This window comes from Terriglobia bacterium, from assembly GCA_020073185.1.
In the GTDB taxonomy this organism is placed as follows: Bacteria; Acidobacteriota; Terriglobia; order Terriglobales; family Acidobacteriaceae; genus JAIQGF01.
Genome location: JAIQFT010000101.1, coordinates 1 through 7063, shown reverse-complemented (window position 1 = coordinate 7063; position 7063 = coordinate 1). Strand labels below are relative to the sequence as shown.

The window sequence follows — 7063 nt, the reverse complement described above, 5'->3', positions numbered from 1 at the left end:
CCACCGTCGCCACCGCCTCGAAGCGGTGCTTCCGCATGGCTTGGCCGATGAGGATGATCTGCGGCGCAAACATTACCGCGCATCCGCTGGTCAGCAAATCGCCGCGGTTGATGCTCTCCAGATTCAGCCCGTTCCCATTCCCCGCCGGCACCGTCATCAGGTACAGCCCAACAAACGCGATGAACACGCCCGCCACCGTCCACGCATTCACCTTCTTGCGCCAGCCGATGGCCAGAAACACTGGCACTAAAATCACGGAGAATCCGGTGAGAAACGCCGATTTCGACGGCGTCGTCAGCCGCAGCCCAGTGGTCTGGAAAGAAAATCCCAGCCACAAAGGGATGGCCACCAGCACGCCTGCGCGCAACGCATCCCGCGACATGTCGCGCAGTTCCCGCCGATAAAACGCCGCCAGCGCCGCGGACGCCAGCGTGATGCGCACCGCGTTGAACAGCAGCGGAGAAATGTCCTGCAGCGCGTCCTTGATCTGGACGAAGGTCGCCCCCCAGACCAGGGTCACCAGCACCAGCAGGATGTGAGCCTTCACCGATCGCGACACGGAATTAGCTTATCAGTACGGAGTTGCGGGGTCCGACCGGTTACATCACCGGCGGAATCGTGATTCCCATGACTTCCAGAACGCGCATCAGCTCGCGGCGCACCACCGCCGTGGTAGCAAGCAGAAACTGCTTCTTGGCCTCACCGGCTTCGCTGAGGATGTGGTGCCGGTGATAGAAATTGTTGAACACCTGCGCCAACTGAAACGCGTGCTTGGCAGAGTAGGCGGGCTCGGCGGTCGCAATGCACTGCTCGATGACGTACGACGTTTTCGCGGCTGCCAGCCAGAGCTCCCAAAATTCATTTCCAGATTCGCCGCAAAAGAATCGTGCGAAATTCTCCGTTTGTGACTTCGAGTTCTGCAGCGCCGCTTCCGGATCAACGTCCGCCTTGCGGAAGATGTTGGTCGCTCGCACCACGGCGTACTGCGCGTAAGGTCCGGTTTCACCCTCGAAGCTGAGCGCGTCCTTGAAGTCGAAGGCGATCACGCTCGGCTTGGTGAACTTGAGCATGAAATAACGGAGCGCGCCAACGGCGATTTGCGTGGCGATGTCGCGGCGCTCTTCCTCGCGCAGCTCGGCATGACGCGAGTCCACTTCCTTGCGCGCCGCCGCGATCAGCGTGTCGATCAGGTCATCGGCTTTCACTCCGAAGCCCTTGCGTCCGGAAACCTCGATGTACGATTTGCCCCAATCGTCTTCGCTGAGTTGGTAGCCGAGTTCCGCGGCGCAGCGCGGCGTGAGCGCGACCATTTCGTAGGAAAAATGCGTGTAATGCTCCGCCGCTTCGGTGTAGCCCAGCGCGCGCAGCGCTTCGATGACCGTGTTCTGCGCTTCCGCCTGGCGCGCGTCAATCACGTTGTAGATGGCGCTCACGCCGCCAAAATGCGGATGCTCCCGCTCTCCCTCGACCGCGGAAATCCAAACTTCATGCTGGTTGGGATATTCATGGAAGCGGCGATATTCGAAGTCGCGCCCCAGCAGCCCGAACTTCCACAAGTGATAGGCAATATCCTTGCCGACGTAGCCGACCGTGCCGTTGGAGCGCACGATGACCTTCTGGTCTTCTTCCGTGTGCTCCTCGTCCGGCTTGCCCGCGGCGTGCGGACGTCCCATCACCCAACAACCTTGGTTCTTGCCCTCGGTTTCGAGGTAGAGCACGCCTTTATCTTTCATCTGCTGGAACGCCAAGTCCCAGAAGTGCAGGCGCAGGATTTCGCTCTCGCGCGGCAGGAAGTCGTACTCGATGGAAAGCCTTTCCATCGTTTCCAGGTGCCGGCGAAGAACGGTGGTGGATATCGTCTCGGCGATGTCAGCGGATTCGTTGCCCCCCTGCTCGATCGCATGCAACGCGTCGGCGCGCTTCTGCAGGTGCGCCTTGTCTTCCTGATACCAGTGCGACACGCGCGCATAGAGGTCCCAGCAGAGGTAATCGAAATGGGGCTCGCGGCGCGCGAGCTGCTCGATCTCGGCTTTGCTCTTGCGCTCCAATTCGCGGAAGCCAACCACGACGTCGGCCACCTGCACGCCGGTGTTGTCAATGTAGTTCTGCACGTCCACGGCGCGGCCGGCGGCGCGCAGCAGGCGCACGAAAGTGTCGCCGAGGATGGCGTTGCGGAGATGCCCGATGTGTGCCGCTTTGTTGGGATTGACGCTGGTGTGCTCGACCTGAATCTTGCCTGCGCCGTCCCGCAGTTGCGGGTGTTCATCACCGGAGGCGAGCGCCGCGGCAGCCGCGGCGCGGTTCAGACGCGCGTTGATGTAGCCGGCGCCCGCAACTTCCAGCTTGTCGAAGCCTTCGATCGCACCGATGGCGTCGATGATCTCCTCGGCGATCTTGCGCGGCGGCTTGCGCAGGCGCTTGGCAAGTTCGAACGACAGCGGCAGGCCGTATTCGCCCAGCTCGACCTTGGGAGGCTGCTCGATCACCACGTTGGGCAGATCAATGTCGTAGGTCTCGCGCAGGCAGGCGCGGACACGGTCGGCGAGCTGTTGCTGAAAGCGGCGGTACAAGAGGCCGATTATAGCAATGGGAGAAGGTTTGACGAGGGTGGAGAGCTTCCCTATGATGAAGAATTCGAGAATTCAGAAGTCAGAATCTGTCGCTGGTCGTTGGTCGTTAGTCGTTGGCCAAGACAGATATGCGAACCACCAACGACTAACGACCACCGGCCTCCTTCAGGCATTCGCCAGTACAGAACAATGTCCGAGAAGTTCTACATCACGACGCCGATCTACTACGTGAATGCGCGGCCGCATTTGGGGCACGCGTACACGACCATCGTCTGCGACACGATTGCGCGGCGCCAGCGAATGCTGGGCAAGAACACATTTCTGCTGACCGGGACCGACGAGCACGGCGTCAACGTGGAGCGCGCGGCGCAGGCCGCGGGACGCGATCCCAACGAATACGTGGAGGAGATCGCGGCGGCGTTCAAGGCCATGGCCGACGGCGTGGGTGCGACCTACGATAAGTTCATCCGCACAACTTCGGCGGAGCACAAGCGCGGCGTGCAGGCGCTGTTCCGCGTGTTGCGCGACAACGGCTTCATCTACAAGGGCACTTACACCGGCCAATACTGCGTGCACGACAATCTTTACGTGGATTCCGCCGGTCCCGGGGCGCCTTGCCCAACGTGCGGCCGACCCACCGAGACGATCAGCGAGGAGAACTACTTTTTCAAGTTGTCGGCCTTCGAGGACAAGCTGCTGAAGTACTACCAGGAGCATGCGGACTTCATCAGGCCGGAGACGCGGCGCAACGAGGTGATGTCGTTCGTGCGCGGCGGCCTGCGCGATCTCTCGATCAGCCGCAGCACGTTCAAGTGGGGCATTCCGGTGCCGGACGATCCCGGCCACGTAATCTACGTGTGGCTGGACGCGCTGAGCAACTACATCACCGCCATCGGCTACGGGTCGGACAAGAAGAAAGACCAGCAGCAGTTCGAGAAATATTGGCCTGCCGAGCTGCACATGATCGGCAAGGAGATCGTGCGCTTCCACTGCGTCTACTGGCCGGCGTTTCTGCTGGCCGCAAATCTGCCGCTGCCCAAGACGATCATGGCGCACGGTTGGATCCTGTTCGAGCAGGACAAGATGTCCAAGTCGCGCGGCAACATCGTGCGCGCGGAGACGATCATCGACGTGCTCGGAGTGGACGCGCTGCGCTATTTCCTGCTGCGCGAGATCGTGTTCGGGCACGATGGATCGTTCTCCTTTGACGCGCTGGTCGGGCGCTTCAATTCCGACCTGGCGAACGACTATGGCAATCTCGCCAGCCGGACGCTGAGCATGATCCAGCGCTATTTCCGAGGCGAAGTCCCGTACCCGAGTGCGACCGTGGCGCGCACCGCGGCCGACAATGCGATCCAGGAGGAAGCGGCACGGACGATCGAAGAGTGCCAACGCCTGTTCGACGATTACCAGTTCTCGCGCGCGCTGGAGTGCGCCTGGGGCGTGATCGGCGCGGTGAATAAGTACATCGTGGAAAACGAGCCCTGGGCGGTCGCGGAAAAGCAGGATGAGGAGAGCCGATCGCGGCTGGGCACAATCCTGTACACCGCGGCCGAGGCGCTGCGGATCGTGACCGCGCTGGTGCATCCGGTGATTCCGGAGTCGAGCTCGCGGATCTGGAAGCAGCTCGGGCTCGGTGACATCAAAAAGTTCCGGCTGGACCAGCTCAAGTGGGGGCAACTCGAGCTGGGCACCAAGCTGGGCAAAGTGGAGCCGGTGTTTCCGCGCGTCGACAAAACGGCGATCGAGAAGATGCACGCACTTGAGCAGCAGGGACGGGCGCCGGTGGTTTCCGTCGACTCGAAAAAGCCGCCGTCCTCCGCGGAAGCGCGACCGCCCGTCGAGTTGGAGATCGGACAGGACGGCGAACCCGCGCCCCCCGCAGGCTTAGGCGCGGAAGCGAGTCAGCCGGCAACGCCAGCAGCGGCGAGCGCACCGGCCGCTGCGTCGAGCGCGAAGCCCGCAGCGGCAGTCCCGGAAGGAAAGATCTCGATTGACGATTTCCTGAAGGTGGAGATGCGCGTCGGGCAGGTGAAGTCGGCGGAGAAAGTCAAAGGCGCCGACCGGCTGCTGCGGCTGGAAGTGGATATTGGGACGGAAGTGCGACAACTCGTGGCGGGCATCGCCGAGGCGTACACGCCGGAGCAATTGATCGGGCGCAAGGTGGTGATCGTCGCCAACCTGGCGCCGCGCAAGCTGAAGGGTTTGGAATCCAACGGCATGATCGTGGCCGCGTCGGTCGAGGGCGGCAAGCCGGTGCTGACGGGATTTCTGGAAGACGTGCCGGTTGGGGCAAAGCTGAAATAAACGATAACAATAAAGAAACACAGAGACACAGAGAAATGAAGAATCAAGAATGAAGAACGAAGAACGAAGAATAAATAAGGTGGTTTCCGGTTGTCATTCTAACTTCTTAATTCTTAATTTTCTTCTCCGTGCTTCCGTGTCTCCGTGGTTTGTTTGGGTATGTACGTAGATTCCCACTGCCACCTGGAAGGGCCGAAGTTCGCACACGACCGCGAGCAGGTGATCGCGCGGGCGCGAGCAGCCGGCGTTGAGGCGCTGCTGGCCATTGGGAATGGCCGCGGGCCGGACGATGTGGCATGTGGGATTAGACTCGCGGGACAATGGTCAATGGTCGATGGCCGATGGCAACAGCAGACTCCTCCCCTTCGCTCCGCTCAGGGCTCGGCGCTTTGCGCCTCGGCTGACAAGTCGTTAAGAATCTTTGCCACGATCGGAATTCATCCGCATGAGGCGGCGCTGGCGGAGGAGCGGCACTTCAACGAGATGGAAAAGCTGGCGCGGGATCCGCAGGTGATCGCGTGGGGGGAGATCGGGCTGGATTATTTTTACGATCACTCGCCGCGCGAGGTGCAGCAAAAGGTTTTCGTGCGCCAGATGGAATTGGCAAGGGCGGCGAAGCTGCCGATCGTGATTCACAACCGGCCGTCGGACAACAGCGAGAATGCGTGGCAAGACCTGTTCCGCCTGCTGCGGGAACATTGGCAGTCGAGCGGCTTGGGCGGGATTCTGCACTGCTTTACCGGCACGGTGGAGCACGCGCGGGCAGGCATGGATTTGGGATTCATGATTTCGTTCGCCGGAAACGTGAGCTATCCGAAAGCGGTTTCCCTTCGCGAGGCAGCGGCGCAACTCCCGCTGCAACGGATATTGATTGAGACGGACTCGCCGTATTTGGCGCCGGTGCCGCATCGCGGGAAACGCAATGAGCCGGCGTACGTGGCAGAGGCGTCGCGCCATATTGGAGAGTTGCGCGGGATCTCGGGCGAGGAAGTGGGCGCGGCGACGACGGAGAACTTCTACCGCTTCTTCGGGATAGGTTAGCCATAGAGGACACAGAGGACGAATTAAGAATTAAGAAGTCAGAACTCGGGCACTTAGAAGTCAGGTGTCATCCGAGTCAACGTTCGGCGGAATGAGCGGCCCGGTCGCACACGGCTTCATTCATTGTGCCTTCTTAATTCTCCATTCCTTTGTGACTTCTTGACTCATTTTCTTCCTCTGTTCCTCTGTGGCTAAGCTTTCCTTCCGCGATACAGTCCCGCGATCCCGAAGGTGTAGGGCGTCCAGGAGACGTCGGCAAAGCCGGCGGCGCGCAGGCGTCCGAGCATTTCGCTGGGCGAGGGAAAGCGCTCGACGGAGGCGGGCAGGTACGCGTACGGGCCCTTGACGCCGGAGATCACGGTGCCGACGGCGGGAAGCACGCGCTTGAAATAGACGCGGTAGACGCGGCCGATGAGACCGCCTGGTTCGCCGAAATCCAGGATGCCGACTTCTCCACCGGGACGCAGCACGCGGAAGATTTCGCGCAGGCCGGCGTTGTAGTCGGCCAGATTGCGAAAACCGAAGGCGGACGTGACCAGGTCAAAGCTGGCGTCGGGCAGGGGAAGTCCAAGAGCGTCGGCTTCGAACCATTGCAGCGAAGCGTCCCGGGTCTTCTCGACGGCGCGAACGAGCATGGCGTGGGAGAAGTCGGCGCCGCAAATTTCAGCTTGGCTGCTGGACGCGCGCCGCAGGGCGAAGGCCATGTCGCCGGTGCCACAGCAGAGGTCGAGGGCGCGGGTCCCGGGACGTTGCAGGATGTGGCGGAAGCTGCGGGCGGCACGGCGCCACCATAGGCGGTCGATGTTGAACGAGAGGAGGTGGTTGAGCAGGTCGTAGCGCGGCGCGATGGAGGTGAACATGTCGCGCACGGCGGCGGCAGCCTGATGGCGGTCGTGCGCGCCTTCGGGGGCCGCGCCGAGAACGGGCTTGGGGATTTCCGCCACGGATTAAGTTAACCACAGAGGACACGGAGGACGGCAAATCGAAGTCGCGGCGGACAACGGAGTCCCTAGCAGCCCGTGGTGTAAGTAGCTGAATTTCGGCACGGGCAGCGGCGTACTCGGTTGCGTGAGTTCGCCAAGTTTTTCGCGCGGGACATCGAGATTCCACTTCTGCACGGCCGATTCCGATCTTCCCGGCGCGGG

General features: G+C 61.5%; 6 protein-coding genes. 2 read left to right on the top strand and 4 right to left on the bottom strand.

All coding sequences use genetic code 11. The features are described from left to right. Positions 1–559, bottom strand: a 559-nt coding sequence (locus LAN64_20215) for a DMT family transporter (protein MBZ5570151.1), incomplete at its 3' end; no start/stop codon positions are given. Between the two features lie 40 nt (positions 560–599). Next, entirely contained in the window at positions 600–2570 is a 1971-nt protein-coding gene (gene argS / locus LAN64_20210) for an arginine--tRNA ligase (GenBank protein MBZ5570150.1), read from the bottom strand. Positions 2571–2759: 189 nt separating this feature from the next. On the opposite strand from argS, the gene metG reads away from it, so the two are divergent. Both metG and LAN64_20200 read left to right on the top strand, forming a co-directional pair. Beyond that, the gene (gene metG / locus LAN64_20205) at positions 2760–4877 is read left to right on the top strand and encodes a methionine--tRNA ligase (GenBank protein MBZ5570149.1); all 2118 of its coding nucleotides are present in this window, start codon (positions 2760–2762) and stop codon (positions 4875–4877) included. Positions 4878–5036: 159 nt separating this feature from the next. Continuing rightward, positions 5037–5918: a TatD family hydrolase gene (locus LAN64_20200; GenBank protein ID MBZ5570148.1), complete on the top strand. Its 882-nt coding sequence runs from the start codon at positions 5037–5039 to the stop codon at positions 5916–5918. 191 nt (positions 5919–6109) lie between these two features. Here the strand turns inward: LAN64_20200 and ubiE are convergent, their stop codons facing one another. Next, on the bottom strand, positions 6110–6862 hold the full coding sequence (gene ubiE / locus LAN64_20195) for a bifunctional demethylmenaquinone methyltransferase/2-methoxy-6-polyprenyl-1,4-benzoquinol methylase UbiE (protein MBZ5570147.1): 753 nt from the start codon (positions 6860–6862) through the stop codon (positions 6110–6112). A 3-nt stretch (positions 6863–6865) separates the two neighbouring features. Next, the coding region (locus LAN64_20190; GenBank protein ID MBZ5570146.1) for a hypothetical protein at positions 6866–7063 on the bottom strand (198 nt) is incomplete at its 5' end.